We start from the raw sequence: 25515 nt of genomic DNA, 5'->3' as shown, positions 1-25515 counted from the left end.
TTCCGGTCCGCCCCGGCGTGTTCCGGTCCGTCCACGGCGTCCCGACGAAGGCGTGGGACGGGGCGGTGCGTGACGAGGCAGGCGGCGAGGCGGAGCGGCCGGCCGCGGTGTCAGCCGTCGTCAGCGGATCGGTGAATACGCGCCCGCGCGGATCGCGGCGGCGAAAACGCCGCCGTTAGCTCCATCCCTCGGACCCGTAAGCACATTTGGCCGGCCCTGCGCCCGTCAGGCACACGTCGACCCAGACCCGGGTTTGCTCCGGAAGGTCGCCGGTTTTCCAACCCGTGCAATAGGGCGAGGCGTGACCTGAGGTATCGGCGGTGCGAATGACTTTGCCGGTGTCTCGATTGGTCAGCGTCGCCTTTATGCCGCGGCCATCGGCGTGCAGGTCGCAGGCCTTCAGCGCGTCACCGGGAAGACTTCCGTTCGGATCGGCATGGAACCACCCGTACCCCGCAGAGGGGCAGTACTCGAATTCGCACTGCAGAATATGGACAGTGACATCTTGACTTGCAAGGGCCGGAGATGCATCGAACACCACCAGTCCCGCAGTCGCTATCGCCGCCGTTAGTGTACTTTTCATGAAACGAGAAATCGGCACGGGTTTCCCTTTCATCGACGGGTTGGCTGAGCTGACCGCTTCGGTCTTGACGTCACAGGCCTGTCCTGTGGCAAGTCCCAGACGTCTCTGCGGCGATCACAAGGATGTACGGCGCTCATTCCCCTGTCATTGGCACACCGTCCACAGTCACTTGGCACACCGTCCACGGTCACCTGGCACACCGTCCACGGTGTACGGGCGTGGTCCAAGCGGATGGTTACTTGATCAATAACTTCTGTCAGGACGTCTAAGCGATGTGGTCGTCCTGCAGTTCCGCCGTGTGACGGTTGGTGAAGCGGTTGACCATGCGGTCGGCCTCGCGCTGCGGGAGCATCACGCCGTACGTCGCCTCCACGTCGTTCCTGAGCTGGCCGGAGGTGGGGTAGCTGCCGTCTATCGACTTCTTGAAGACCATGTAGTAGTCCTCCTCGGTCGGCTCCGGGGAGCCGCCGCCCCCGCCGAGCTCGCGGCTGCGGCCCGGACCCACCGGGATCGGGAACGAACCGGTCTCCTCCGGGGACGGCTCCTGGAGAGGGGGCTCCTCCTGGTACTGCTCCTGGTACTCCTCCGCCTGCTGCTGCTCCTCGTACCAGTCGGCGTACTGCTCCGCGGGGTCGTAGGTGGGGTCGTAGCCGCCCTGGTAGGCGGCCTCGTGCGGCATCGCCTGGAACCAGGGGCTCTGGTCCTCCTCGGGCTGCCCGGGCTGCCCGGGCGGCTGCTGCGCCTGCCGTCCGAAGCCGGCCGCCGGCCCCTGCGCGTGCTGCGGATTCTGCGGAAACTGCGGATTGCCCGGGGACGCCGGGGCCGTCGGTCCCTGGAGCTCGGCCGGGGCGTGGGACTGCACCTGCGCCCGCTCCTGCGCCTGGGTCGGCATGGGGGGCAGCAGCGCGGGCTCTATCCCCGCCGCCGCCAGACCCGCCGGGGCCGTCTCCGCCAGCGGGACGCCGTAGCGGGCCAGTCGCAGCGGCATCAGCGACTCCACCGGCGCCTTGCGCCGCCAGGCGCGGCCGAAGCGCGAACGCAGCCTGGCCTGGTAGACGAGACGTTCCTGCTCCAGCTTGATCACCTGGTCGTAGGAGCGCAGCTCCCACAGCTTCATCCGGCGCCACAGCAGGAAGGTGGGCACCGGGGAGAGCAGCCAGCGCGTGATGCGCACGCCCTCCATGTGCTTGTCCGCCGTGATGTCCGCGATCCGGCCGATGGCGTGCCGGGCGGCCTCCACCGACACCACGAACAGGATCGGGATCACCGCGTGCATGCCCGTGCCGAGCGGGTCCGGCCAGGCCGCCGCACCGTTGAACGCGATCGTCGCCGCGGTCAGCAGCCACGCCGTCTGCCGCAGCAGCGGGAACGGGATGCGGATCCACGTCAGCAGCAGATCCAGGGCCAGCAGGACGCAGATGCCCGCGTCGATGCCGATGGGGAACACATACGAGAAGTTCCCGAAGCCCTTCTCCAGGGCCAGCTCACGGACGGCCGCGTACGAACCGGCGAAGCCGATGCCGGCGATGATCACGGCGCCGGTCACGACCACGCCGATGAGAACGCGGTGCATCCGGGTCAGCTGTATTGGCGCGGCCACCCGTACTCCCCTCCCCTTGCGTGTTCTTGCGCGCAACAGGGTGGCACATGTGTGCGGTGCACGCCTTTCCGGACCGTCAGCTCTTCGCGGAGGCGGTCGCCTTCGGGGCCGCCGCGGCCGCCTTGGACGCCGTCGCCTCCGGGGTCGGCGACGACGGCAGCGAAGCTCCCTGACCCGGCGAGACGGACGCCGACTTCGACGGGGACGGGCCGGCCGAACCGGTCGCCGAGCCCGTCGGCGTATCCGCCGAACTCCCGCCGCCGCCCGCGCCGTTGGCCGATCGCACCGACGCCACCGCTTCCTTCGCCGCCTTCTGCGCCGACGCCGCCAGCGCGTCCGCGCTCGGCGCCTTGTCGCCCGCCAGACCGGCCCCGTTGTAGTCCAGTGTGACGACGACGTTCTCCACCCGCGCCACCACCGTCTGCTGCTTGAAGGCGCCCTCGGTCTTCTTCAGGTCGTAACGCACCAGCGTCGCCTCGTCGCCCGCGCCGGCCACCGGCTGCGACTTCGCGTTCGTCGCGCCCGCCACCGCCTGGGAGTCCTTGACCTGCTTCGCGTAGTACGTCTTCGCCTGCGACTCGCCGTCGCCGGTCGTCGCGTCCGACTCGAAGCGCAGCAGCGACACGTTCAGCCAGCGGAACTGCGACCCCTTCACCCCGTTGTTGGCGAGGCTCGACCACGAACAGCTCGCCCGGTCCGCGGCGTCCCCGGTCGTCCCCTCCTTGCCGGAGGTCACCCCCTTGGGCACCAGCTCGGTCAGCGTCTTCTTCGACAACGCCGCGCACGCCTTCGGGAGCTGCTGGTAGGCCGCGGCCTGCACGGTGGGGGCGGCGCTCGCGGCGGAGTCCGCGGCGGCGCCGGCGCTCGCGGCGGCGTCCTTCGAAGCGTCGTCCGAGCCGGAGTCCGAGGAGCAGCCCGCGGCGATCAGCATCACCGGGACGGCGACCGCGGCTGCCAGGAGGCGGTTGAGCCCTCCCGTGCGCATCGCTCGCTCGTCACGCTCCTCGCGCTGGTTGAACTGGCCGTCTCGCTGGGCTCGTCGCTGCATGGTTCCTTCACTCATGACGCTCGTGGTTCCTGCGGTCGGATCGGGTCCGAGGGGCCACGGTACGCGGTGAAGACTGTGTGCGGTTCCGCTTCGAAGGCTTCACGGACGGGGCCCGACGCGCCCCGAACCGACCTCAGCCGGCCAGTGAGTCGGCCAACTGGGCGGCCAGTTTCCTGGCCTTGTCCTGCATTTCCTCACTGTCCGGCGTCACGCCGACGATCGCCGGCTGCTCCTCGTACTGGATGGTCACCAGGACGTTCGACGTGCGGAACGCCACAGTCACCGTCCGCTGTGCGACCGTCGAACCGGAACTTCCGAGCGCGTCGTCGATGAACGCCTCGTCGCCGAGGTCGTCCAGGAGCCGGGGCTGCAGATCGGCCGCCGCGGCCGTCGAGGAGGCCGACGCCGACGCCGAGGGGGCGGACGGGGACACGGAGGGTGCGCCGGCCGTCGACGGGGCCCCCGCGCTCGGGGAGTTCGTCGCACTCGTGGAGGGCGGGACACCCGTCGTGGCGGACGCGACGGGCGCCGGCAGGTCGGCCGCCGCCACCTTCTTCGCGAACAGCGTCTCCGCCTGGGAGTCGTCGCTCACCGCGTTGTCGTAGGAGACGACCCGCTCGAAATCGACGAGGAGGTGATCGGTCGCGTCCGCCGACTCCACCTTCCAACGGCACCCCACCTTGCGGTCCGTGTCGTAGGTCAGCGTCGCCTCACCGGCGTAGGCCGTCTCGCGTCGCGTCACGTCGGTGAGCTGCTGGATGCCGGGAAGCAGGGAGTCGAGCGTGGCCCGGCTCACCACGCCGCACGCCTCCGGCAGCGTGGCGTACCTGCCCGGCTGGGCGGCGGGCGCCGAGGTGTTGGCCTCGCCCGGGTTGGAGTTGTCGTCCGAGCCGGCGTCGTCCGAGCCACCGGTGCAGCCGGCCAGCAGCGCCGCGAGAAGGGCGACGGCGCCGGGTACGTAGGCCTTCCGCTGCACGGTCGGCTCCTCTCCACGGTCACTTCGGGATGTCGGGTCTTCGGGTCCGCGTCCTCGCTGGTTAATCGCTTGCCGGGCGAGGCCGGTCCCTGCAGACAATGTGTATCGCACGCACCACCGTGGATGCCGGTCCGTCGTCTGTTTTCACCGACCTTGGCACCGGTTTTGCGACTCACCACTTTTTTCGTTTTCCGGGGGAATGAGGGCGATATGTCGTACGTGGAAATGCCGGGCGCGAAGGTGCCCATCCGCATGTGGACCGACCCGGCGTCGGTCGAGGAGGGCGCGCTGCGGCAGCTGCGCAACGTGGCCACCCTGCCGTGGATCAAGGGCCTGGCGGTCATGCCGGACGTCCACTACGGCAAGGGCGCGACGGTCGGCTCGGTCATCGCCATGCGCGGGGCCGTCTGTCCGGCGGCGGTGGGGGTCGACATCGGGTGCGGGATGTCCGCGGTCAGGACGTCGTTGACGGCGAACGACCTTCCGGGGGACCTGTCCCGGTTGCGCTCGAAGATCGAGCAGGCTGTTCCGGTGGGGCGGGGCATGCACGACGACCTCGTCGATCCGGGGCGGTTCCACGGTCTGGCCGTCGGCGGCTGGGACGACTTCTGGAGCCGGTTCGACAGCGTCGCGGAGTCGGTGAGGTTCCGCCGTGACCGGGCGGGCAAGCAGATGGGCACGCTGGGAGCGGGAAATCATCACTGTGAGTTCTCGCTCGACACCGAGGGTTCCGTGTGGCTCACGCTGCATTCCGGCTCCCGGAACATCGGCAAGGAACTGGCGGAACACCACATCGGTGTCGCCCAGAAACTCCCGCACAACCAGGGCCTGGTCGACCGCGATCTCGCCGTCTTCATCTCGGACACTCCGCAGATGACGGCCTACCGCAACGACCTCTACTGGGCGCAGGAGTACGCGAAGTACAACCGCACCATCATGATGGCGCTCCTGAAGGACGTGGTCCGCAAGGAGTTCAAGAAGGCGAAGCCGACCTTCGAGATGGAGGTCAGCTGTCACCACAACTACGTTTCCGAGGAACGCTACGACGGGATGGACCTCCTGGTCACCCGTAAGGGCGCGATCCGGGCGGGCGCGGGCGACCTCGGAATCATCCCCGGCTCCATGGGGACGGCCACCTACATCGTGAAGGGCATGGGTAACGATAAGGCCTTCAACTCGGCGTCGCACGGGGCAGGTCGCCGTATGAGCCGCACCGCGGCCAGGCGTCGCTTCTCGACGAAGGACCTGGAGGCGCAGACACGGGGCGTGGAGTGCCGCAAGGATTCCGGCGTCGTGGACGAGATTCCAGGCGCCTACAAGAACATCGATCAGGTGATGGAACAGCAGCGTGACCTGGTCGAGGTGGTGGCCAAGCTGAAGCAGTTCATCTGCGTGAAGGGCTGACGCGTGGAGGGGCCCGAACCGGGGTGCGGCTCGGGCCCCTCGGTTCACTGATCGTCTGTCGGCATCGGGACTTTTCCGGTCCGGAACCGCCAGAGGCGCAAGGCGCAGCTCTGGACCGTTCTGGCCAGTGCTTCGGCGGCCGAGTCGGCGTCATTCACTCGTGTGGGTTCAAGTGAGCCGTTTCTCCAGGAGCGTCACCGCGTACGGGCTGCCCGTGCCGCCGTCCTTGGCGCGCTGTTCGCCGACGACCGTGTAGCCGGCCGCCTCGTAGTAGGTGCGCAGGCGGGGGTTGGCGGAGAGGCAGTCGAGGCGGGCGTAGGGGCGGCCGGCGGCGGCGATACGGGACTCGGCGTGCGCCAGCAGCCGGCGGCCCGCGCCGGGCGGGGCGGTGTGGGGGGCCGTCATCAGGCGGTGGACGTAGCCCGCCTCGGGCGGACGGGGGCCCCAGGCCGCCGGGTCGTCCCACCAGAGTTCGTAGGCGCCGGTGAGTGCGGCGCCGGTGTGCGCCAGCCAGACCTCGCCCTCGCGCATGCGGTCGAGGAAGTGGGCCTCGGTCTTCTCACCCGGCTGCCACTGCCGGATGCCGCGGGCCAGTTGCCACAGGGCGGCCGTGTCGCGCAGGCGGACCAGGGTGGCCGCGTCCTGCGGCCGCGCCCTGCGGTAGGACGGCTCCGGCCGGGCGGTGGGGAGCGGTTCGAGGAGACGGGAGCGCAGGGCGCCGGACAGTTCGGCCGCGTTCAGGCCGAGGGCCCGCGTCACGTACGCCTCCACCGAGCCGTGGCGCTCGCGCAGGGCGGCCAGGAACAGGCGCATCGCCGCCTCGGGGGCGCGGCCGAAGGTCGGCCAGGCAGGGGAGCGGCCCCCGTTGCGGTCGCGCCGGTCGGCGAGCAGGCGGGGGGCCGCCAGTTCCGTGAGGGTGTAGTCCTCGACGACCACCTCGTCGGGGACGCCGAGGAGGCCGAGGATCAGGGCGGCGAGCTGGCCGGTGCGGTCCTTGCCGGAGGCGCAGTGGAAGACCAGGGGGTGCTCCGCCGCGGCCACCAGGCGCAGTGCCGTCGCGATCTCCTCGGCGCCGTCCTCGGCGACCTCCAGGTAGCGGGCGCAGAGGTACGGGCCGGGGTCGGTGTCCGGGGCCGGCGCCGCCTGGTCGTAGGAGCGGTGTTCGATGCTGACGTTCCGGTAGGTGAAGGAGCCGTGCCCGGGGACGCGGCCCAGTTCCTCGATCTCCCGGGGGCGCCGCAGGTCGATCACCGTGCGCACGCCCAGGGCGAGGAAGCGGTCCCAGTCCGGGGTGCCGGGGACGAGTCCGCCGAGGGAGTCCGCGCGGAACAGGCGGCCGGGGCGGATGCGGTGCCCGGTGCCGGTGGGGTATCCGCCCAGGTCGCGGAAGTTGTGCAGGTTGTCGAACGGTATGTGTCGGTCCACGGACCAGACCTTACGGCGGAGCGGGAACCGCAACGGGGCGCGGCGGTGTCTTCAGGTGCACCTTCGAGCTTGCTCGAACGGGGATGCGATCCGTGGGCCCGTGAAGGCACGGGGCCGGCGGGTCGCAGGTCACGGGGACACGGGGACACGGGGACACGGGAGAACGGGGGTTCCGCAATGGAGCGCAGGCGGATGCGTGCGGGAGTGTGGGCCGCGGGGCTGGTGCTGCTGGCCGTCGGGGCGCTGGCCGGCTGTTCCCAGGAGTACGAGGACAAGCGGGGCATGGGGGACGCCCCGGTGCAGGGCAGGGCGGGGGACGACACGCCCGCCGAGGTGTTCAACATGCCCGACGGTTTCGGGAACCTGGCCACGAAGTGCGTGGGCCACGGGTACCGGGCGTATGTGACGACCAACGCGACCGGTCCGTCCAACGTGCAGATCGTGCAGGACAAGACGTGCGGCGGCTGACGGCGGCCGTCGTGGTGTGCGCGCTCGCGCTGCTGCTCGGCGGGTGCTCGCAGGAGTACTACGACGAGCGGGGCAAGGCCGACGCCCCGGTGGCCGGGCGGGCCGGGGAGGACACCCCGGCCGAGGTGTACAACTTCCCGGACACGTTCGGGAACCTGGCGACGAAGTGCGTCGGGAAGGGCCGGCGCGGTTATGCCACCACGAAGTTCGTGCAGGCCGAGGACGAGGACGAGGTCGTCGTCATCCCGGCCAACGCGGTGATCGTCGACGATCCGGACTGCCCGGGTCCCTGACCGCGTGCGGCGGCGGCCCCTGAGCGCGGGGGCCGCCGCCCGCGGGCTCACAGCTCCCGGTGGACCTTGGAGTTCGACGCCTGGGCGCGGGGGCGCAGGACGAGCAGGTCGACGTTGACGTGGCTGGGACGGGTCACCGCCCAGGTGATCGTCTCGGCGACGTCGGAGGCGGTGAGGGGTTCGGCGACGCCCTCGTAGACCTTGGCCGCCCTGTCCTGGTCGCCGCCGAAGCGGGTGAGGGCGAACTCGTCGGTCTTCACCATGCCGGGGGCGATCTCGATGACCCGGACCGGCCGGCCGACGATCTCCAGGCGGAGGGTCTCGGCGAGGACGTGCGCGCCGTGCTTGGCGGCGACGTAGCCCGCGCCGCCCTCGTAGGTGCCGAGTCCGGCGGTGGAGGACACCACGACCACGGTGCCGTCGCCGCTCGCCTCGAGCCGGGGCAGGAGCGCCTGGGTGACGTTCAGGGTGCCGAGGACGTTCGTCTCGTACATGGTGCGCCAGTCGGCGGGGTCGCCGGTGGCGACGGGGTCGGCGCCGAGCGCGCCGCCGGCGTTGTTGACGAGCACGCCGATCGTCCGGAAGGCGGTGGCGAACTCGTCGACGGCGGCGCGGTCGGTGACGTCCAGCTGGTAGGCCGTGGCGGAGCCGCCCGAGCGGGTGATCTCCTCGGCGAGCGCCTCGATGCGGTCCTTGCGGCGGGCGGTCAGGACCACGCGGTAGCCGGCCGCGGCGAGTTCCCGGGCGGTCGCGGCGCCGATTCCGCTGCTCGCACCGGTGACGACGGCGATGCGGGAGGCGGTGGGCGGTACGGCGGCGGCCATGGACTGCTCCTCGGGCGGGGTGGTGGGGCGGGGTACGGCTGGGCTACGGCCAGGATAGGCGGGCGGGACGTGCGGCCGGCCGGGGGTCTGCGCCGGGGTCCCGTCACCTGTTGGAGGGCGTCTGCCGGATGCCGGGCGTGGCATACATGCCCTGCGTAGGGGCCGGGCGGTTTCCGATCGAGGAGTGGCGGCATGCGCGGGTTGCGGGGTCTGGCGGTGTGGGGTGCGGCGCTGGCGTGCGGCGCGGCGCTGACGGCGGGGGCGGGTGCGGCGCCGGCCGGGGAGCCGGGGGCGGCCGAGGAGAAGAGGCCGGCGGGGGAGGAGAAGAGGCCGGCGGGGGAGGCCGCCGGGCCGGCGGCCGAGGCGGATCTCTCGTATCACGGGTACGCCGTCATGGCCGGCGGCCGGGTCGACGTGCGGCTGACCCCGCGCAACCACGGTCCGGCGGACGTCGCCGACGCGACGGTGCGGCTGCGGTGGTCGGCGCCGCTGTCGGCGGGGGAGCAGCGGCTGCCGGCGGGATGCGCGCGGACGGGCCGGCAGGAGGTGGTGTGCCGGACGGGCGCGCTGGTCGCGGACGGGGCGGGCGAGCAGATCGCCGCGCGGGTGTGGCTGCGCGGGCGTCCGGCGGAGGTGACGATGACCGTCGGCACGGTGTGGGGCGGCGGGGCGGTGGACCGCAACCGCTCCAATGACCGTCAGGCGGTGCTGGTGCTGGACACCGGGGACGCGTACTTCTTCTGAGGACCGTGGGACGCACGCGTCGTACGATCTGCGGACGGCGCCGACGACGGCGCGGCGAAAGGGAGCGATGTCCCAGAACGTGCGGTCGCGGCTGCTGGACGACCTGTCCGTGGTCTCCCGTCGATATGCGGCCGCGTACGCCCTGTTCAACCAGGCTCTCGCGGACCGGCTGGCGCTGCACCCCACGGATCTGCAGTGTCTGAACCTGTTGGTGCTGGAGCGGGAGCCGGTGACGACGGGCCGGGTCGCGGAGCTGACGGGGCTGACCACGGGGTCGGCGACCCGGCTGGTGGACCGGTTGCAGAAGGCGGGATACGTGGTGCGCGAGCGGGACGCGGCCGACCGGCGGCGGGTGCTCGTGGCGACCGTGCCGGAGCGGATCGCGGAGTTCGGGCGGACGTGGGAGCGGCTGGGCGGCGACTGGATGCCGCTCTTCGACGATCTCGAGGACGCCGAGCTCGCGGTGATCGTGCGGCACATGCGGCGGACGGTGGAGTTCGGCGCGCAGCAGGTCGCGCGGTTGCGGGAAGGGCGGGTGTAGGGCGGGATGCAGGAGACGGACATACGGCCGTCCGGGGCGGTGGCCGGCGGCCCGGCCGGCGGCCCGGCGGGGCGTGGGCTGCCGCGGCACTGGCCGCTGATGCTGCTGGGCGCGGCGGTGGTGCCGGGTGTGCTGCTGGTGGTCGTCGGGCGGTCGCTGGACGAGCCGGCGGTGCAGGCCTGGCGGACGGTGTGTCTGGCCGTGACCGTGCAGGCTCTGCCGTTCCTGCTGTTGGGGACGGCGCTGTCGGGGGCGATCAACGCGTTCGTGCCGGCGCGTGTCTTCCAGCGGATGCTGCCGAAGCGGCCCGCGCTGGCCGTGCCGGTGGCGGGGGCGGCGGGAGTGGTGCTGCCGGGGTGCGAGTGCGCGTCGGTGCCGGTGGCGAACAGTCTGATCGGGCGGGGGGTGACGCCGGCCGCGGCGTTCGCGTTCCTGCTGTCGGCGCCGGCGGTGAACCCGGTGGTGCTGACGGCGACGGCGGTGGCGTTCCCGGGCCGCCCGGAGATGGTCCTGGCGAGGCTGGCGGCCTCGCTGGTGACGGCCGCCGCGATGGGCTGGCTGTGGCTGTGGCTGGGGCGCGAGGAGTGGCTGCGGCCGCGGACCGACCGGCCGGCGGGACATGTGCCGGGGCACAGCCGGTTCCAGGAGTTCCGGCGGGGTTTCCAGCACGACTTCCTGCACGCCGGGGGCTTTCTGGTGGTGGGGGCGATGGCGGCGGCGACGTTCAACGTGGCGGTGCCGCGTTCGGTGCTGGACGCGTTCGCGGGATCGCCGTGGCTTTCGGTGCTGTTCCTGGCGTTGCTGGCGATCGTGCTGGCGGTCTGCAGCGAGGCCGACGCGTTCGTGGCGGCGTCGCTCAGCGGGTTCTCGCCGGTGGCGCGGCTGGCGTTCATGGTGGTGGGGCCGATGGTCGACCTGAAGCTGATCGCGTTGCAGGCGGGGACGTTCGGGCGGGCGTTCGCGGTGCGGTTCTCGGCGGCGACGGCGGTGGTCGCGGTGGTGTGCAGCGCGGTGATCGGAGGGGTGTTGCTGTGAGGCGGTTCACGCAGGCGGCGTTGCTGGCGCTCAGCGGTCTCGGGCTGCTGCACGCCGCGCTCTTCACCGACCTGTACCTCAACCTGGTGAAGCCGGGCATGCGGCCGCTGCTGATCGCGTCGGGAGCGGTGCTGGCGGCGCTGGGATGCGCGGCGGCGGCGGAGGCGTGGGGCGGCCGCGGGGGGCCGGGCGGCGACCGGCACGGGGACGGACACGGGCCCGGGGAGGCGCACGGGCACGACCACTCCCGGGTGCCGAGGGTGGCGTGGCTGCTGTTCCTGCCGGTGCTCAGCCTGCTGTTCTACGCCCCTCCCGCGCTCGGCTCGTACACCGCCTCGCGTGAACCGGCCAAGGCGGTGGCGGTGCAGGAGGACGGGTTCGACCCGCTGCCGGCTACGTCGCCGCTGCCGATCACGCTGACCGACTTCACCCAGCGGGTGCAGCAGGACCGGTCGCGGGCCGTCGGGAAGCGGACCGTGGTGATGACGGGGTTCGTCACGCCGGCCGCGAGCGGGAACGGCTGGTATCTGACCCGGATCATCGTCAGCTGCTGCGCGGCGGACGCGTCGTCGGTGAAGGTGCTGGTCCACGGCGCCGCCGCGCCGAAGGCGGACACCTGGGTGAACGTCACCGGGACCTGGCATCCGGGCGGGACGCTGGGCACGGAGTCGGCGGCGGTCGCGCTGGACGCCGCGAGCGTGGCGAAGGCGCCCAAGCCGTCCAACGCGTACATGGACGCGCTGCCGCTGACGTCCTGAACCGGGGACTACGGCGTGCGGACGGCGTCGGCGTACGCGGCCGGGGGGAGGCCGACGGTGGCGGTGAAGTCACGGGCCAGGTGGGCCTGGTCGGCGTAGCCGAGGTCGGCGGCGAGGCCGGCCCAGTCGAGGTCCCGCCGGGTGCCGGCGACTTCCATCGCCTCGTGCAGGCGGTAGCGGAGGATGGCCCACTTCGGGCTGACGCCGACGTAGGCGGCGAAGAGCCGTTGCAGGGCCCGTACCGACAGGCCCTCGGCACGGGCCAGGTCGGCGACGCGGCGTACGGTGCGGTCGGCGCGGATCCGCTCGACGAGGTCCATGGCCCGGTCGGCGCGCGGGTCGGGCTCGGGCTCGCAGGAGAGCAGGAGGGCGTCGAGGGCGGCGACCCGGCCGAGGTCGTCGGCGGGGCCGGTCACCGTCCGGGGGGTGTCGCCGCCGGCCTGCGGGAAGACGTCGCGGGCGGGCAGGACGCGGCCGGTCCAGTGGGCGACCGGTTCCGCGGGGGCGTAGGGCCGGAAGCCGCCGGGGCGGAACTTCACCCCGCAGACCCGTCCCCGGCCGGTGAGCTTTCTGGTGTAGAGGCCGCGGGCGACGCCGGTCAGCTCGCCGTAGGGCGGACCGTCGGCCTCCTCCCACTGGAAGGTGAGGTTGACCGACGGGTGCGGGACGATGTGGGAGGCGTACGGCTCGGGCAGGTCCCAGTCGATCAGCCAGTACGTCTCGACGTGACGGCGCAGCGGCTCGGCGGGCCGGTGGCGGCGGAACCGCACGCGGGCCAGCAGCCCGGCCGGGTCGACGATCCCGCGGGTGTCGCGGCGGGGGGCGGCCATGGCGTGATCGTACGTCGCGTTTCTTCAAGACGGCCGGCGGCGGCGTCTCTACCGTCGAGGCATGGACATCGACGACAGCGGAGTGGACGACAGCGGCATCGGCGGCGGTGTGAGCGGCGGTGTGCGCGCGTATGGCATCGGCGAGCTGCTCGGGATGGCGCGCGAGCGGGCCGAGCCGGTGCTGCGGGGCATCCCGGACGAGGCGCTGACCGGCCCCACGCCGTGTGCGGAGTACGACGTGAAGGCCCTGGTCAACCATGTGTTCCAGGTGGTCGTCCAGTTCCAGCGGCTGGCGGCGAAGGAGACGGCGGAGTTCGGCGAGGCTCCCGACCGGGTGGGCGCGGGGCCGGACTGGCGCGCGCGGCTGACGGCGGAGACGGACCTGCTGGTGGCGGCCTGGTCCGCGCCGGGCGCCGAGGAGGGCACGACGGGCGCGATGGACATGCCCGCGCGACTGGTCGGCTCCATGGCGCTGCTGGATCTCACGGTGCATGTGTGGGACCTGGCGCGGGCCACCGGCCAGGACTACCCGGAGGCCGACGAGGCGGTGGTGGCGGAGCTGGCGGGGGCGGTCGCCGTGCTGGAGCCGACGGCCCGGCGGATGGGGGTGTTCGGCGAGGCGGTGGCGGCTGCCGAGGACGCGTCGCCGTTCGAGCGGCTGCTCGCGCGGACCGGCCGTGACCCGCACTGGAAGGCGTGAGGCGGGAGGCAGGGGCGGGCGGACCGCGCGTACGGCCGTGGGGCGGACGGCCGGGTGCAGCCGTGTGCGGACGGCCGGGCACAGCCGTGGGGAATAGCCATGGGCGGGCCGCCGTTCTCCGGGTATAGTTGAAGCGTCAACAACCTGGAGGGTGAGCGACCATGCAGTTCGGGATCTTCAGCGTCGGCGATGTCACGCCGGACCCCACCACGGGCCGTACGCCGACCGAGCGCGAGCGGATCAAGGCCATGGTCGCGATCGCGCTGAAGGCCGAGGAGGTCGGCCTCGACGTCTTCGCGACCGGTGAGCACCACAATCCGCCGTTCGTGCCCTCGTCCCCGACCACCATGCTCGGCTACATCGCCGCGCAGACGGAGAAGCTGATCCTCTCCACCTCCACCACCCTCATCACCACGAACGACCCGGTGAAGATCGCCGAGGACTTCGCGATGCTCCAGCACCTGGCCGACGGGCGCGTGGACCTCATGATGGGGCGCGGCAACACCGGCCCGGTCTACCCCTGGTTCGGGCAGGACATCCGCGAGGGCATCAACCTCGCCATCGAGAACTACGCCCTGCTGCGCAGGCTGTGGCGCGAGGACGTCGTCGACTGGGAGGGCACGTTCCGCACCGCCCTCCAGGGCTTCACCTCCACGCCCCGCCCGCTGGACGACGTGCCGCCGTTCGTCTGGCACGGCTCCATCCGCTCGCCCGAGATCGCCGAGCAGGCCGCGTTCTACGGCGACGGCTTCTTCCACAACAACATCTTCTGGCCGGCCGACCACACCCGGCGGATGGTCGAGCTCTACCGCGCCCGGTACGCGCACTACGGCCACGGCACTCCCGAGCAGGCCATTGTCGGCCTGGGCGGCCAGGTGTTCATGCGGAGGAACTCGCAGGACGCGGTGCGCGAGTTCCGCCCGTACTTCGACAACGCGCCGGTCTACGGGCACGGGCCGTCCCTGGAGGACTTCACCGAGCAGACCCCGCTGACCGTCGGCACGCCCGAGCAGGTCATCGAGAAGACGCTGAAGTTCCGCGAGTACGCGGGCGACTACCAGCGTCAGCTGTTCCTGCTGGACCACGCCGGGCTGCCGCTGAAGACCGTGCTCGAGCAGCTCGACCTGCTCGGCGAGGAGGTCGTGCCGGTGCTGCGCAAGGAGTTCGCCGTGGGCCGTCCGGCCGACGTGCCGGACGCGCCGACCCACGGGTCGCTGCTCGCGCGGAAGAAGACCGAGGAGAGCGGCGGCGGCAAGGACACGAAGGAGGTCGTGGCATGAAGCTCGTCGTGCTCTCGGCGGGGCTGAGCGTCCCGTCGTCCACCCGGCTGCTGGCCGACCGGCTTGCCGGGGCGGCAGGGCGGCACGCGTCCGTCGACGTCGAGGTCGTGGAGCTGCGCGACCTGGCCGTCGAGATCGCCCACCACTTCACCAACGGCTTTCCCGGACGCCGGCTCGCGGCCGCGCTGGAGGCGGTGACGGCGGCGGACGGCCTGATCGCCGTCACCCCGGTGTTCTCCGCGTCCTACAGCGGCCTGTTCAAGTCCTTCTTCGACGTGCTGGACCCGGACGCGCTGGCCGGCAAGCCGGTGCTCATCGCCGCCACGGGCGGCTCCGCCCGCCACTCGCTGGTGCTGGAGCACGCCCTGCGGCCGCTCTTCTCCCACCTGCACGCCGTCGTCGTCCCGACCGCCGTCTACGCGGCCTCGGAGGACTGGGGCGCGCAGGGCCTGCCGGAGCGCATCGAGCGCGCGGCCGGCGAGCTGACCGCGCTGATGACGGGCCTGTCGACGCCGTCGTCCCCGTCCCGCCCGGCGAAGGCCGGCACGGACGGGGCCGAGCTCACGGTGGTCCCCTTCGCCGAACGGCTGGCGGCGCTGGCCGCACGGTGACCGCGCCTCTCGGAGCGCCCAGTCGGGACGTTCGGCCCGTCCGGCGATCGAGGACGAAGCCGTTCGGGCCGAAGCGGGGTCCGGGAGCGGCAGCCCCCGGACACGCCCACCCGGACGGTGAGAGCCGAGTAAGAAGGGTGACGCTACGACCGTCCCCCCGGCCCAACCGCCGGAGGCCTTGGCAGACTGGGCAGGTGCCTCCCACCGTGCTGCTCGCCGAAGACGACCGTGCCATCCGCAACGCCCTGGAACGCGCCCTGTCCCTGGAGGGCTACCGGGTCACCGCGGTCGCCGACGGGGTCGAGGCGCTGGCGCAGGCCCACAGGAACCCGCCGGACGTCCTCGTCCTCGACGTGATGATGCCGGGGATCGACGGCCTCCAGGTGTGCCGGGTGCTACGCGCCGAGGGCGACCGCACGCCCGTCCTGATGCTGACCGCGCTGGTGGAGACCGCCGACCGGATCGCCGGACTGGACGCGGGCGCCGACGACTACGTCGTCAAGCCGTTCGACGTCGAGGAGGTCTTCGCCCGGCTGCGGGCGCTGCTGCGCCGGACCAACGCCGACGCCGTCGTGCCCGTCCCCGACATCCCCAAGCCGACCCCCGAGCGGCAGGTGGAGGCGGCCGGGCTGCGCATGGACCCGCAGGCCCGGCGGGCCTGGCGGGGCGAACGGGAGCTGGAGCTCACCCGCACCGAGTTCGAGCTGCTGGAACTGCTGGTGCGCAACGCCGGGATCGTCCTGGACCACTCCACGATCTACGACCGCATCTGGGGCTACGACTTCGGGCCCGGCTCCAAGAACCTCGCCGTCTACGTCGGCTACCTGCGCCGCAAGCTCGACCAGCCCGGCGCCCCGCAGCTGATCCACACCGTGCGCGGCGTGGGTTACGTGCTGCGCGAGGACTGAGGGGCGCGCGGGTGAGCCGTCAGCGCCCCGTGCTACGCCGGCTGCTGCCCGCGTTCCTGTCCCGGCCGCGGCCGAAACTGGTGTCGCTGCGCACCACCTTCGCGGTGTCCTTCGCCGCCGTGACCGCCGCCGTCACCGTCCTCGTCGGCGTCCTGTCCTACTCGGCGGCCGCCCGGCTCGTCCGGGTCGACCAGGAGTCCGTGTTCGACGAGGTCGTGCAGGACCTGCGGGACGAGGTGCGCGACCAGCGGATGGCGCCGGAGGACTTCTCCTCGGCCGAGCCCGGGCACGACATCGTGCGGCCGGCCCGCACCGACGTGCAGGTGCTCGGCCCGGACGGGAGGGTCGTGGACGCCGGCACCCCCGGGCTGCCGGTGGCGGCCGCCGACCGCACGGTGGCGGGCGCCGCCGACGCCGGAGAGATGGCCGAGCACAAGGACGTCGACGTCGGCAGCGACGTCTACCGCATCGCGACCGTCTCGCTCGGCGGCGGGCGGGGCGCGGTCCAGGTGGCGCAGGAGTTCAGCGACACCGAGGACCTGCTGCGGGCGCTCCAGCAGCGCACGCTGATCCTGATGGCCGCGGTCGTGACGGCCGCGGGACTGTTCGGCTGGTGGCTGGCCCGGCGCATCACCCACCGGCTGGTGATCCTCACCACCGCCGCCGAGAGCGTCGCCCGCACCCGGCGGCTCGGCGTTCAGGTGCCCGTCACCGGCCACGACGAGGTGGGCCGGCTGGGCCGCGCGTTCGATCGCATGCTGGGCCGGCTCGCCCAGTCCGAGGAGGACCAGCGGCGGCTCGTCCAGGACGCGGGCCACGAACTGCGCACGCCGCTGACGTCGCTGCGGACCAACATCTCCCTGCTGCACCGCATGGACGAGCTGCCGCCGGACATCCGCGACGAGCTGGTGGCGGACCTCGGCCAGGAGGCCCGGGAGCTGACAGACCTGGTCAACGAGCTCGTCGACCTCGCGGCCGGCCAGTCCGACGCCGAGCCGCCGCGGAGGCTGGACCTCGCCGACCTCGCCGAGGAGGTGGCGGCCCTCGCCCGGCGCCGCACGGGACGGCAGATCCTGCTCCGCACCCGCGGCGACACCAGCTCCTACGGACGGCCGGGCATGCTCCAGCGCGCGGTGTCGAACCTCGTGGAGAACGCCACCAAGTTCGACCGGGACGGCCGGGCCCCCGTCGAGATCGCCGTCACCGGGCCCGACCGGGCGGGTGTCGTCCGCGTCGAGGTCCTCGACCGCGGCCCCGGCATCGCCGAGGCCGACCTGACGCGCGTCTTCGACCGCTTCTACCGCGCCGCCGACGCCCGCTCCCTGCCCGGATCCGGCCTCGGTCTGTCCATCGTGCGCGAGGTGGCGCTGGCCCACGGCGGCGCGCCGTTCGCCGCACGGCGCGCGGGCGGCGGCTCGGTGATCGGCTTCACCGTGGGCGCAGACCTGCCGGAGGGGCGGCGAGGAGAGCACGGAGCACCGGACGGGACGTGAGCGACCGGTGCCCCGGAGCTCCGGGGCGGCGAGCCGCGGGCGGCCGGGCGGACGCGGCATTCTCACGGAAATCTGCGTGATTCTGTGTATGCATGGATTTGCCGGGAATGATACGGGTTGCGCATTCCGCGGGAGAGTGAGATGAGCGAGGCATCGAAGGCCGTCGGCAAGGCGCTCACCGCGCGGGTCACCGTCGACGAAGAGGGCGCCGTCACCGGCTGGAACGCGGGCGCCGCACGACTGCTGGGCTACACGGCGGAGCAGGTCGTCGGCCGCCCGGCCACCACCCTGCTCGCCCACCCCCCGCCCCACGCACCCGCTCCGGCTGCACCCGGCGGCACCCCGTCGCCGTCCGGCGAACCGGCCCCGTCCGGCGGCGAACCGGCCCCGTCCGGCCAACCGCCCCCGGCACACGCGGCGGCCGCGGATCGCCGGCCGCCGCCCGGCCCGCGCCCCACCGCGTCCCCGCCGGACGCGTCGGCCCCCACCGGCGGTGAAGCGGGTCCGGCCGGCGGATCGTCCACGGGCGGCCCGGCCGCGGCCGGCCCGGTGGACGGGATGGCGCCGCCCACCCGTCCGCCGCCGATGGGGCTGCCCCTCACCGATCAGCCGGCCGCCGGGCTGCCTCTCGCCGACCGGGCGCGGTGGCACGGGGTGCTCGTCCTGAGACATCGGGACGGTCGTCCCGTGGAGGCCGGGGTCGTCGCACATCACCGGAGGCGGGACGGCGGCGCACGGGACTGGCTGCTGGTCTGCGCGGTGCCGGAAGCACCGCCCCGGCCCCGGGCCGACGAGGACGCGCTCCTGCGGTGGGGGTTCCTCGAGTCCCCCTGCTGCGCGACCTCCGTCCACGACACGGACCTGCGCTTCTGCCGGTCCAACGAAGCCGCACAGCGCGCCCTCGGCCTGGACGAGCGGTACCTGCGCGGCCTGCGGATCACCGACGTCCTGCCCACCGCGTCGGCGCGGGACGTCGAGCGGCTGATGCGGCGGACGCTGGAGACCGGCGAGCCGCGGCACGTGGAGAACGTCGCACGGGCCCCCGGCGAGAGCCGACAGCACGCCTGGGCGGTCGACCTCTACCGGGTGCAGGACGCGGACGGCCGGGTCCTGGGTGTGGCGTCCACCGGGCACGACATGACGGAACAGCACCGGGCCCGCCAGCGCCTCCAGCTGATCGCCGAGGCCAGCACCCGGATCGGCAGCACCCTCGACGTGACGCGGACCGCCCAGGAGCTGGCCGACGTGGCGGTCGCGGGCCTCGCTGACTTCGTCAGCGTCGACCTGCTGACCTCGTTCGAGGCGGGGCAGGAGGAGGCCACGACCGGCGGATCCCTGCCGCTGCGCCGCGTCGCCCACCAGTCCGTGCTGCCGGGCGTCCCCGAAGCCGTCCTCCAGCCGGGCGACGTCGACGTGTACCCGGACAGCTCGCCGCCCGCCGAGAGCCTGCGCACGGGCCGGGCCGTCCGCCGTCAGGTGACCGAGGCCGCCGTCCCCGCCTGGGTCGCCGGGGACCCCCTGCGCATGGCCCGCATCCGGGACTTCGGCCTCCACTCGGTGATCGCCGTCCCCCTGTCGGCGCGCGGCGTCGCGCTGGGCGTCGCCGTCCTCGTACGGCACCGGCGTCCGGAAGCCTTCCAGCACGACGACGTGGTGCTCGCGGAGGAGCTGGCGGCCAAGGCGGCGGTCTGCATCGACAACGCCTGGCGCTACACCCGCGAGCGCAGGACGGCCGTCACCCTGCAGCGCAGTCTGCTGCCGCAGCGGCTGCCCGAGCAGTCCGCGATGGAGGTCGCCTCCCGCTATCTGCCCGCCGACGCGCGGGCCGGGGTGGGCGGCGACTGGTTCGACGTGATCCCGCTGTCCGGCGCCCGGGTCGCGCTCGTCGTCGGCGACGTCGTGGGCCACGGCATCCACGCCTCGGCGACCATGGGGCGGCTGCGCACGGCCGTGCGCACCCTCGCCGACATCGACCTGCCCCCCGGCGAACTGCTCACCCACCTCGACGACCTGGTGGGCCGGCTGGCCACCGAGGCCGACACACTCGGCGACGAGGGGACCGCGGGCGACGTCGGGGCGACCTGCCTGTACGCCGTGTACGACCCGGTGACGCGCCGCTGCACGCTGGCGAGGGCCGGGCACCCGCTGCCCGCCGTGGCGCGCCCCGACGGCACGGTGGAACTGCTGCCGCTTCCCGCGGGGCCCCCGCTGGGCCTGGGCGGACTGCCCTTCGAGGCGCTCGAGACGGAGCTGCCCGAGGGCAGCCTGCTCGCCCTCTACACCGACGGCCTCATCGCGTCCCGGTCCCGTGACAGCGACGTCGACGACGGCGCCGCCCGCCTGTGCCGGTCCCTGACCGCCCCCGCGGCCTCCCTGGACGTCATGTGCGACGCCGTGCTCGACGGCCTGCTCCCCGGGACGCCCTCCGACGACGTGGCGCTCCTCCTCGCCCGCACCCGGGTGCTGGACGCCTCCCGCGTCGCGACCTGGGACGTGGACGCCGACCCGGCCGCGGTCGCCGACGCCCGGAAGAAGGCGGTCGGACGGCTCGCGGACTGGGGGCTCGCCGACGCCGCCTTCGTCACCGAGCTGATCGTGAGCGAGCTCGTCACCAACGCCATCCGGCACGGCGAACCGCCCGTCCAGCTGCGGCTCATCCATGACCGCACGCTCATCTGCGAGGTCAGCGACGCCGGCGGTACGGCGCCCCACATGCGCCGCGCCCGCACCTACGACGAGGGCGGCCGGGGCCTGCTCCTGGTCGCCCAGCTGTCCCGGCGCTGGGGCGCCCGCCCGGGCGCCAAGGGCAAGACGATCTGGGCCGAGCAGGAGATCGAGGGGCCGGAGGGCGAAGGCTTCTGGAACTGAGCCGGCCCGCACGCCACGCCCGGCCGTGCCGCCCGTCGGCCGTGGGCCCCGTCAGTCGCCCTTGCGGGCCACTGCGCCGTAGATGCCGATGGGCGGGGTGTCCGGCGCGGGCGGCTCGTCGGGACGCCATTGCGGGACCAGGACCAGGCCCGGGTCGAGCAGGGTGAAGTCCCCGAAGAAGTCCAGGACGCGGGAGTGGCCGCGGGGGTTCATGCTGGCGGTCGCGCTCTTGTAGACGGCGGCCGCCTCCTCGCGCCCGTCCTCGTGGAGGTCGCCCGTCGCGTGGGACAGCACCAGGTACGAGCCGGCGGGCAGCGCGTCACGCAGTTCGGCGACGACGGCGTCCGGATCCTCCGCCTCGGTGAGGAAGTGCAGGACGGCCACCAGCAGCAGGGCCACCGGCCGGTCGAAGTCGATCACCCGGCGCACGTCGGGGTGGTCGAGGACGGACCGGGGGTCGCGCAGGTCGGCCAGGACGACGGAGGTGTCGGCGGCGTCGTCCACGAGCGTCATGGAGTGGGTGCTGACGATCGGGTCGTTGTCGACGTAGGCGACGCGTGTCCCGGGCGCGACGGCCCGCGCGATCTGGTGCACGTTGGGCTCGGTCGGCAGACCCGTGCCGATGTCGAGGATCTGTCGGACGCCGCCCTCCGCGACGACATGACGGACGGCGCGGTGCATGAAGCTCCGGTTGGCCCGCACGGCCACCCGGACCTCGGGCGCCGCCTTGATGAACTGCTCAGCGGCTGCCTGGTCGACCTCGTAGTTGTCCTTCCCGCCGAGGAAGTAGTCGTACATCCGGGCGGGGTGCGGCTTGCTCGTGTCGATGTGCAGAGAGGCGCCGCCGTCGCCGCCGAGGGCAGAGGACATGACGAGGGACTCCGTCCATGAGTGACTGTCGGAGCGTCATCCTGACATGCTCCCGCCCACCCTCGCCGCCCGGCCGGCTACTCACGCGCGCCCGAAAGCGCCGCTCCGCAAAGCCAGTTGGCCCGACGGGGGCGATCCCGTCGGGTGACGGAGGAGCCGGCTCAGGGCCACACGAGGCAGTACGGCTGGTGGCCCGCCTCGTGCAGCCGGTGCGAGAAGTCCTGCCACTCGTGCAGCGATTGGAGGAAGTGGGGGACTGACCTGGGGTTTCTTGGTGGGATGCGCGCTGAGCTGCGGAAACGACTCTCGGTAGTTCTCACTGCTCGGCGCCGTTTCCCAGGCTCATGTGCCCTGGCGGGCTTGAATGCCATCGGCTTGGCGAGCAACAACGGCTCTTGGTCCAAGTACGAGGTGGGGGATGACTTCTAGGGCGATGTCGAGGGCGTACTCCAGTGCGCCGCGCTGGGGGACTTGTCGACGTCCAGGGCCTCGGACCAATTGCGGGGCTGGTAGCGGGCCAGCATCGAGAAGCTGTAGAGGATCAGTCACCAGGACATGAGAGGCGTCGGGGGTGCCTTGGCGGGCTCGAACGACGGTCGTAGGAAGCGGTCGGCGTTGAAGCGGTAGGCGGGAGCCCTGCTGTCGAAGAATCCGTCGATGTCTGCCTCGTCCATGTCCCGTTTGGTCGCCGGCCAGCAGAATTCGACGGAGAAGCGCCGAGAGCGGATCTCTCTGAAGGCGTCCTCCTCGTTGCCCCAGAGCTGTGCACCGTGGAGGCCCGATAGTTCGGAAGGAAGGCCGCCAGCCATGCCTTCCTGTCCGCCGGCGTCGGCATTTCCTCGTTCACGCAGACCGACGCGCGCAGGTACTCGGCGGGGGGAGCGGAATTGGTCGACCACCTGACCACCTGACCACCTGACCACCTCGCCTTGGACGGATGTCTGTCTGTCGGCGATGACGCTGGGTCGCTCGTTATCCCGGCAAGGGGCGCTTCGGTGAGTTCGGGAACCGAGTTCCACAGGGATCCGATGGTGATCGAATCAGTGGTTCGCTCGGATCCTGTGGCGTCGGACACTGCTTGGAAGGCACCCACCCCGTCGGGCCTGACCGCCACGTCGGGGATGTCCGGTTCCATGTCGAGGATCTTCAAACCGTGCTTGTTGAAGGTCCACGTGCCCGGTACGTGGGCGGCGGTCATCGTCAATCCGGCCTGGACGAGGCCGTAGTACAGGTTGATAGGCGCGGAGCGGCGGAGACGACCTTCGCCGCGTTCATCTCCGGTGCGATGGTGAGGGGGCGGTCAGCCGAATCGGCCTGCCGGGCAAACCGACGAATCGTCACGACTAGGACTTCGGGGCTTACCTGGCCAGTTGATTAGTGCAGGTCAGTGGGTGCCGAGGCCACCGCGAGCGCCAGGTGCGGGACGGCTTCCAGGCACTGCCTGGTCATCAGGCGCGGGGCAGACGCGGTGCCCGGATCGGCCAGTGCCCCCCCCCGCAGCCAACAAGCGGACGCGCGCATCGGCCAGGTCTTCGCAGGAAGCTGAACGGGACCGAGGCGTCATGGCGTCTGGGTCCGAACGTACTCGGTGACGTTCTGTCGCACGCGGGCCCGGTAGCGCAGCGGCGACTCGCCGACGACGCGTTTGAACGCCGTGCTGAAGGCGCTCTCCGAGCCGTAGCCCAACGCCTCGGCGAGCGCCGCGACGCCGGCGTCACCGTCCCGGAGCGCCCGCTGGGCGAGCAGCATGCGCCACCGTCCCAGGTAGGTCAGCGGTGGCACACCGGCCGCCTGCCGGAACCGCTCGGCGAAGGTCGTCCGGGACATCGCGGCGGCCCGCGCCAGCTCCTCGAGCCCCCAGGGGCGCCCGGGGCAGCCGTGCAGCAGGTCGAGGGCGGGGCGCAGACGCTCGTCGACGAGCAGCCGCAGCCAGCTGGAGGGCAGCGCGGACTGGTCGACATAGGACCGCAGCAGCTCCAGCAGGAAGATCTGGGCGTGCTGCTGGACCGCGAAGGCCGAGCCGGGCCGCTGCGCGGTCGCCTCGTCGAACAGCCGCAGCAGGGCGGCGAGGAGCCGGTCGCCGTCGTCGCCGGCCGACCTGATGTGCGCCAGTGGCGGCAGTGTTTCGAGGAGGAGCGTGCTTCCGGCCTCGTTCAGACTGACGCTGCCGCCGATCACGATGTCGTCGGTGTCGCGGTCTGCGGACGCGAAGCGGTCGGTGGAGAAGTCGGTTTCCGGCTGCACCTCCTGGCGGGGTTCCGCGCCGGCCTCGAACGCGGCCCAGGAGCGCCCGGTGAGGATCGCCACGTCACCGGCCACGAGGTCGACCGGTTCGTCGCTCCCGTCGGTTGTCAGGCGGGCCCGACCGCTGACGAGCGCGAAGAACTTGACCGGGTCGGAGAGCTGTGCGCGGCTCCACCATCCGTCGCGAGCGGCGATGCCGCCCGCGAGGACACCGCGGACCTCGACCAGGTCGAGTGCCTCGGAGAGTCGATCGGTCGCCATGCCCGTACTCTCGCTCAAAAAATCGGGACTCTCAAGTATTCATCGTCCGGCATCCCCCCGGCAGGCTGATGGCTGCACCTCGCAGACGGTTCTACAGGAGGAACATGCGTTACCGCGGCCTGGGCAAGACCGGGATCAAGGTGAGCCCCTACGCTCTCGGCGCCATGATGTTCGGCGCCCTCGGCAACCCCGACCACGACGACTGCGTCCGCATCATCCACCGGGCCCTGGACGCCGGCATCAACCTCGTCGACACATCCGACGTGTACGCGCACGGCGAGTCGGAGGAGATCGTCGGCCGGGCGCTGAAGGGCCGACGGGACGACGTCGTGCTCGCGACCAAGGCCCGCAGGCCGATGAGCGACGAGCCCAACCATCAGGGCGCGTCCCGGCGCTGGCTGGTGCGCGCGCTGGAGGACTCGCTGCGCCGCCTCGACACCGACTATGTGGACATCTACCAGATTCACCGCCCGGACCCCGACACCGACATCGAGGAGACGCTCGGGGCTCTCACCGACCTGCAGCGAGCCGGGAAGATCCGCACCTTCGGCACCTCGGCCATGCCGGCCTCCGACCTTGTCCGCGCCCACTGGGTCGCCGAGCGGCGCGGCCTCGCCCGGCCGCGTACCGAGCAACCGGTGTACTCGATCCTCGACCGGGGCATCGAGCGCGAGGTGCTCCCGGTGGCGCAGGAATTCGGCATGGGCACCCTGGTCTGGTCGCCGCTCGGCGGCGGGCTGCTGACCGGGCGCTACCGCAAGGGCCGGCAGGCCGAGACGCACCGCTCCTCGCAGTACAGTTTCTCGCATCTCAGGGACGAACGGCGGCTCGACGCCGTCGAACAGCTCATCCCGCTCGCCGAAGAGGCGGGCATGCCGCTGACCCATCTGGCCGTGGGCTTCGTGCTCGCTCACCCCGGCGTCACATCCGCGCTCCTCGGACCGCGGTCCATGGCGCATTTGGACGATCTGCTCGCGGGCGCCGAGGCCACGCTCTCGGACGACGTCCTGGACCGGATCGACGCCATCGTGCCGCCCGGCACGGACACGGGCACACTCGACGTGGCCTACCAGCCGCCGTCCGTCCTCCAGCGGGAATTGAGGCGTCGGCCGCCGGTCGAACGCGCAGCGGCGTGACAACAGCCTGACCGCACAGTGCGGTTGGTCTGCGATGTGATCTGGCGGAGGGTGCCGTGTCCCGGGACCCGTGTCATGGAAGGATGGATCTAGTGTCTGATGCTCCGTTGCCAGAGGCCGCCCTGGCCTTTCTCCGGAAGCCGAACCCGGCCGTCATGGCGACGGTCACGGCGAAAGGCCGCCCTGTATCGGTAGCGACCTGGTACCTCATCGAAGATGACGGACTTCTCATGCTGTGCATGAACGCCGACCGCGCCCGCCTGAAACACCTGCAGAACAACGGCCACGTGTCGCTGACAGTGCTGGGAGCGGACGATTTCGGCACGCATGTATCCGTCCAGGGACACGTCGTGTCGATCAAGCCTGATGAGGGACTCGCCGACATCGATCGGCTCTCACGGCACTTCCTCGGCAAGGACTACCCGGCCAGAGAGCACCCGCTCGTGACGGTCCACGTGGCGATCGATCGATGGTTCGGTTGGTCCGGAGGTCGTCCCCTTCAGCTCTGACCAGGCGCTTCACGGAGCTGACTGTCCAACGGGTGGTCAGGAAACAGAAAGGGCCTCTTACCTGGGGCGATAGGACCTGTCGAGGGTCCAGTACGTCGCCGAGCGA

At 72.2% G+C, this 25515-nt stretch carries 26 protein-coding genes and 1 pseudogene; 15 read left to right on the top strand and 12 right to left on the bottom strand.

Annotation, left to right across the window (positions count from 1 at the left end):
- Positions 1–175: 175 nt before the first annotated feature.
- The 4 genes from ACH4ZA_RS34900 to ACH4ZA_RS34885 all read right to left on the bottom strand — a co-directional run bounded on the left by ACH4ZA_RS34900 (position 176) and on the right by ACH4ZA_RS34885 (position 4207).
- Positions 176–601, bottom strand: coding sequence for a hypothetical protein (locus tag ACH4ZA_RS34900; RefSeq protein ID WP_319281457.1), 426 nt, complete (start codon positions 599–601; stop codon positions 176–178).
- 247 nt (positions 602–848) lie between these two features.
- A complete protein-coding gene (locus tag ACH4ZA_RS34895; protein WP_398433228.1) occupies positions 849–2183 on the bottom strand; it encodes a DUF2637 domain-containing protein in 1335 nt (444 codons plus the stop codon).
- Between the two features lie 76 nt (positions 2184–2259).
- The gene (locus tag ACH4ZA_RS34890; RefSeq protein WP_319280339.1) at positions 2260–3246 is read right to left on the bottom strand and encodes a DUF3558 domain-containing protein; all 987 of its coding nucleotides are present in this window, start codon (positions 3244–3246) and stop codon (positions 2260–2262) included.
- Between the two features lie 118 nt (positions 3247–3364).
- Positions 3365–4207, bottom strand: coding sequence for a DUF3558 domain-containing protein (locus ACH4ZA_RS34885; RefSeq protein WP_398433227.1), 843 nt, complete (start codon positions 4205–4207; stop codon positions 3365–3367).
- A 210-nt stretch (positions 4208–4417) separates the two neighbouring features.
- Between ACH4ZA_RS34885 and ACH4ZA_RS34880 the strand changes: the two genes are divergently transcribed.
- A complete protein-coding gene (locus ACH4ZA_RS34880) occupies positions 4418–5611 on the top strand; it encodes an RtcB family protein (protein ID WP_319280335.1) in 1194 nt (397 codons plus the stop codon).
- A 168-nt stretch (positions 5612–5779) separates the two neighbouring features.
- Here ACH4ZA_RS34880 and ACH4ZA_RS34875 read toward each other — a convergent pair whose 3' ends face one another.
- Complete coding sequence (locus ACH4ZA_RS34875) at positions 5780–7036, bottom strand: GNAT family N-acetyltransferase (RefSeq protein WP_398433225.1); 1257 nt, start codon at positions 7034–7036, stop codon at positions 5780–5782.
- A 192-nt stretch (positions 7037–7228) separates the two neighbouring features.
- Here ACH4ZA_RS34875 and ACH4ZA_RS34870 point away from each other — a divergent pair, with 192 nt between their 5' ends.
- Positions 7229–7504, top strand: a complete 276-nt coding sequence (locus ACH4ZA_RS34870; protein WP_398433224.1) for a hypothetical protein — start codon at positions 7229–7231, stop codon at positions 7502–7504.
- Complete coding sequence (locus ACH4ZA_RS34865) at positions 7492–7797, top strand: hypothetical protein (RefSeq protein WP_398433223.1); 306 nt, start codon at positions 7492–7494, stop codon at positions 7795–7797. The genes ACH4ZA_RS34870 and ACH4ZA_RS34865 overlap by 13 nt, the downstream gene beginning before the upstream one ends.
- A gap of 47 nt (positions 7798–7844) precedes the next feature.
- On the opposite strand, the gene ACH4ZA_RS34860 is transcribed toward ACH4ZA_RS34865, so the two are convergent.
- Entirely contained in the window at positions 7845–8621 is a 777-nt protein-coding gene (locus tag ACH4ZA_RS34860; RefSeq protein ID WP_319280327.1) for an SDR family NAD(P)-dependent oxidoreductase, read from the bottom strand.
- 192 nt (positions 8622–8813) lie between these two features.
- Between ACH4ZA_RS34860 and ACH4ZA_RS34855 the strand changes: the two genes are divergently transcribed.
- The 4 genes from ACH4ZA_RS34855 to ACH4ZA_RS34840 all read left to right on the top strand — a co-directional run bounded on the left by ACH4ZA_RS34855 (position 8814) and on the right by ACH4ZA_RS34840 (position 11699).
- Positions 8814–9365, top strand: a complete 552-nt coding sequence (locus ACH4ZA_RS34855; RefSeq protein WP_319280325.1) for a hypothetical protein — start codon at positions 8814–8816, stop codon at positions 9363–9365.
- Positions 9366–9432: 67 nt separating this feature from the next.
- Complete coding sequence (locus ACH4ZA_RS34850; RefSeq protein ID WP_319280323.1) at positions 9433–9906, top strand: MarR family winged helix-turn-helix transcriptional regulator; 474 nt, start codon at positions 9433–9435, stop codon at positions 9904–9906.
- A 6-nt stretch (positions 9907–9912) separates the two neighbouring features.
- Positions 9913–10941, top strand: coding sequence for a permease (locus ACH4ZA_RS34845; RefSeq protein ID WP_398433222.1), 1029 nt, complete (start codon positions 9913–9915; stop codon positions 10939–10941).
- Positions 10938–11699, top strand: a complete 762-nt coding sequence (locus ACH4ZA_RS34840) for a TIGR03943 family putative permease subunit (protein WP_398433221.1) — start codon at positions 10938–10940, stop codon at positions 11697–11699. The genes ACH4ZA_RS34845 and ACH4ZA_RS34840 overlap by 4 nt, the downstream gene beginning before the upstream one ends.
- Positions 11700–11707: 8 nt before the next feature.
- On the opposite strand, the gene ACH4ZA_RS34835 is transcribed toward ACH4ZA_RS34840, so the two are convergent.
- Positions 11708–12529 carry an AraC family transcriptional regulator gene (locus tag ACH4ZA_RS34835; RefSeq protein WP_319280318.1) on the bottom strand — a complete coding sequence of 274 codons (822 nt, stop codon included), beginning with the start codon at positions 12527–12529 and terminating at the stop codon, positions 11708–11710.
- Between the two features lie 154 nt (positions 12530–12683).
- Here ACH4ZA_RS34835 and ACH4ZA_RS34830 point away from each other — a divergent pair, with 154 nt between their 5' ends.
- The 6 genes from ACH4ZA_RS34830 (at position 12684) to ACH4ZA_RS34805 (ending at position 20389) form a co-directional block, all read left to right on the top strand.
- Positions 12684–13229: a TIGR03086 family metal-binding protein gene (locus ACH4ZA_RS34830; protein WP_319280348.1), complete on the top strand. Its 546-nt coding sequence runs from the start codon at positions 12684–12686 to the stop codon at positions 13227–13229.
- Between the two features lie 161 nt (positions 13230–13390).
- Complete coding sequence (locus tag ACH4ZA_RS34825; RefSeq protein ID WP_319280316.1) at positions 13391–14509, top strand: LLM class flavin-dependent oxidoreductase; 1119 nt, start codon at positions 13391–13393, stop codon at positions 14507–14509.
- Positions 14506–15120 carry an FMN reductase gene (locus ACH4ZA_RS34820; RefSeq protein WP_319280314.1) on the top strand — a complete coding sequence of 205 codons (615 nt, stop codon included), beginning with the start codon at positions 14506–14508 and terminating at the stop codon, positions 15118–15120. The genes ACH4ZA_RS34825 and ACH4ZA_RS34820 overlap by 4 nt, the downstream gene beginning before the upstream one ends.
- A gap of 194 nt (positions 15121–15314) precedes the next feature.
- Positions 15315–16028: a response regulator transcription factor gene (locus tag ACH4ZA_RS34815; protein WP_319280310.1), complete on the top strand. Its 714-nt coding sequence runs from the start codon at positions 15315–15317 to the stop codon at positions 16026–16028.
- Between the two features lie 11 nt (positions 16029–16039).
- The gene (locus tag ACH4ZA_RS34810) at positions 16040–17521 is read left to right on the top strand and encodes an ATP-binding protein (protein ID WP_398433220.1); all 1482 of its coding nucleotides are present in this window, start codon (positions 16040–16042) and stop codon (positions 17519–17521) included.
- A gap of 141 nt (positions 17522–17662) precedes the next feature.
- Positions 17663–20389, top strand: coding sequence for a SpoIIE family protein phosphatase (locus ACH4ZA_RS34805; RefSeq protein WP_398433219.1), 2727 nt, complete (start codon positions 17663–17665; stop codon positions 20387–20389).
- Positions 20390–20440: 51 nt separating this feature from the next.
- Here the strand turns inward: ACH4ZA_RS34805 and ACH4ZA_RS34800 are convergent, their stop codons facing one another.
- The 5 genes and pseudogenes from ACH4ZA_RS34800 to ACH4ZA_RS34780 all read right to left on the bottom strand — a co-directional run bounded on the left by ACH4ZA_RS34800 (position 20441) and on the right by ACH4ZA_RS34780 (position 23764).
- On the bottom strand, positions 20441–21259 hold the full coding sequence (locus ACH4ZA_RS34800; RefSeq protein ID WP_319280306.1) for an SAM-dependent methyltransferase: 819 nt from the start codon (positions 21257–21259) through the stop codon (positions 20441–20443).
- A gap of 425 nt (positions 21260–21684) precedes the next feature.
- Entirely contained in the window at positions 21685–21783 is a 99-nt protein-coding gene (locus ACH4ZA_RS34795; protein WP_398433218.1) for a hypothetical protein, read from the bottom strand.
- A 21-nt stretch (positions 21784–21804) separates the two neighbouring features.
- A complete protein-coding gene (locus tag ACH4ZA_RS34790) occupies positions 21805–21933 on the bottom strand; it encodes a hypothetical protein (RefSeq protein WP_398433233.1) in 129 nt (42 codons plus the stop codon).
- 374 nt (positions 21934–22307) lie between these two features.
- A pseudogene (locus ACH4ZA_RS34785) lies at positions 22308–22457 on the bottom strand (hypothetical protein); the annotation flags it as partial.
- Positions 22458–22819: 362 nt separating this feature from the next.
- On the bottom strand, positions 22820–23764 hold the full coding sequence (locus ACH4ZA_RS34780) for an AraC family transcriptional regulator (protein ID WP_398433217.1): 945 nt from the start codon (positions 23762–23764) through the stop codon (positions 22820–22822).
- A gap of 104 nt (positions 23765–23868) precedes the next feature.
- On the opposite strand from ACH4ZA_RS34780, the gene ACH4ZA_RS34775 reads away from it, so the two are divergent.
- Positions 23869–24900: an aldo/keto reductase gene (locus ACH4ZA_RS34775; protein WP_319280300.1), complete on the top strand. Its 1032-nt coding sequence runs from the start codon at positions 23869–23871 to the stop codon at positions 24898–24900.
- An 83-nt stretch (positions 24901–24983) separates the two neighbouring features.
- Complete coding sequence (locus ACH4ZA_RS34770) at positions 24984–25409, top strand: pyridoxamine 5'-phosphate oxidase family protein (RefSeq protein ID WP_059083462.1); 426 nt, start codon at positions 24984–24986, stop codon at positions 25407–25409.
- Positions 25410–25515: the final 106 nt, after the last annotated feature.

It is taken from the genome of Streptomyces sp. NPDC020597 (assembly GCF_044335095.1).
GTDB lineage: Bacteria > Actinomycetota > Actinomycetes > Streptomycetales > Streptomycetaceae > Streptomyces.
This window is presented reverse-complemented; position numbering and strand designations above follow the sequence as displayed.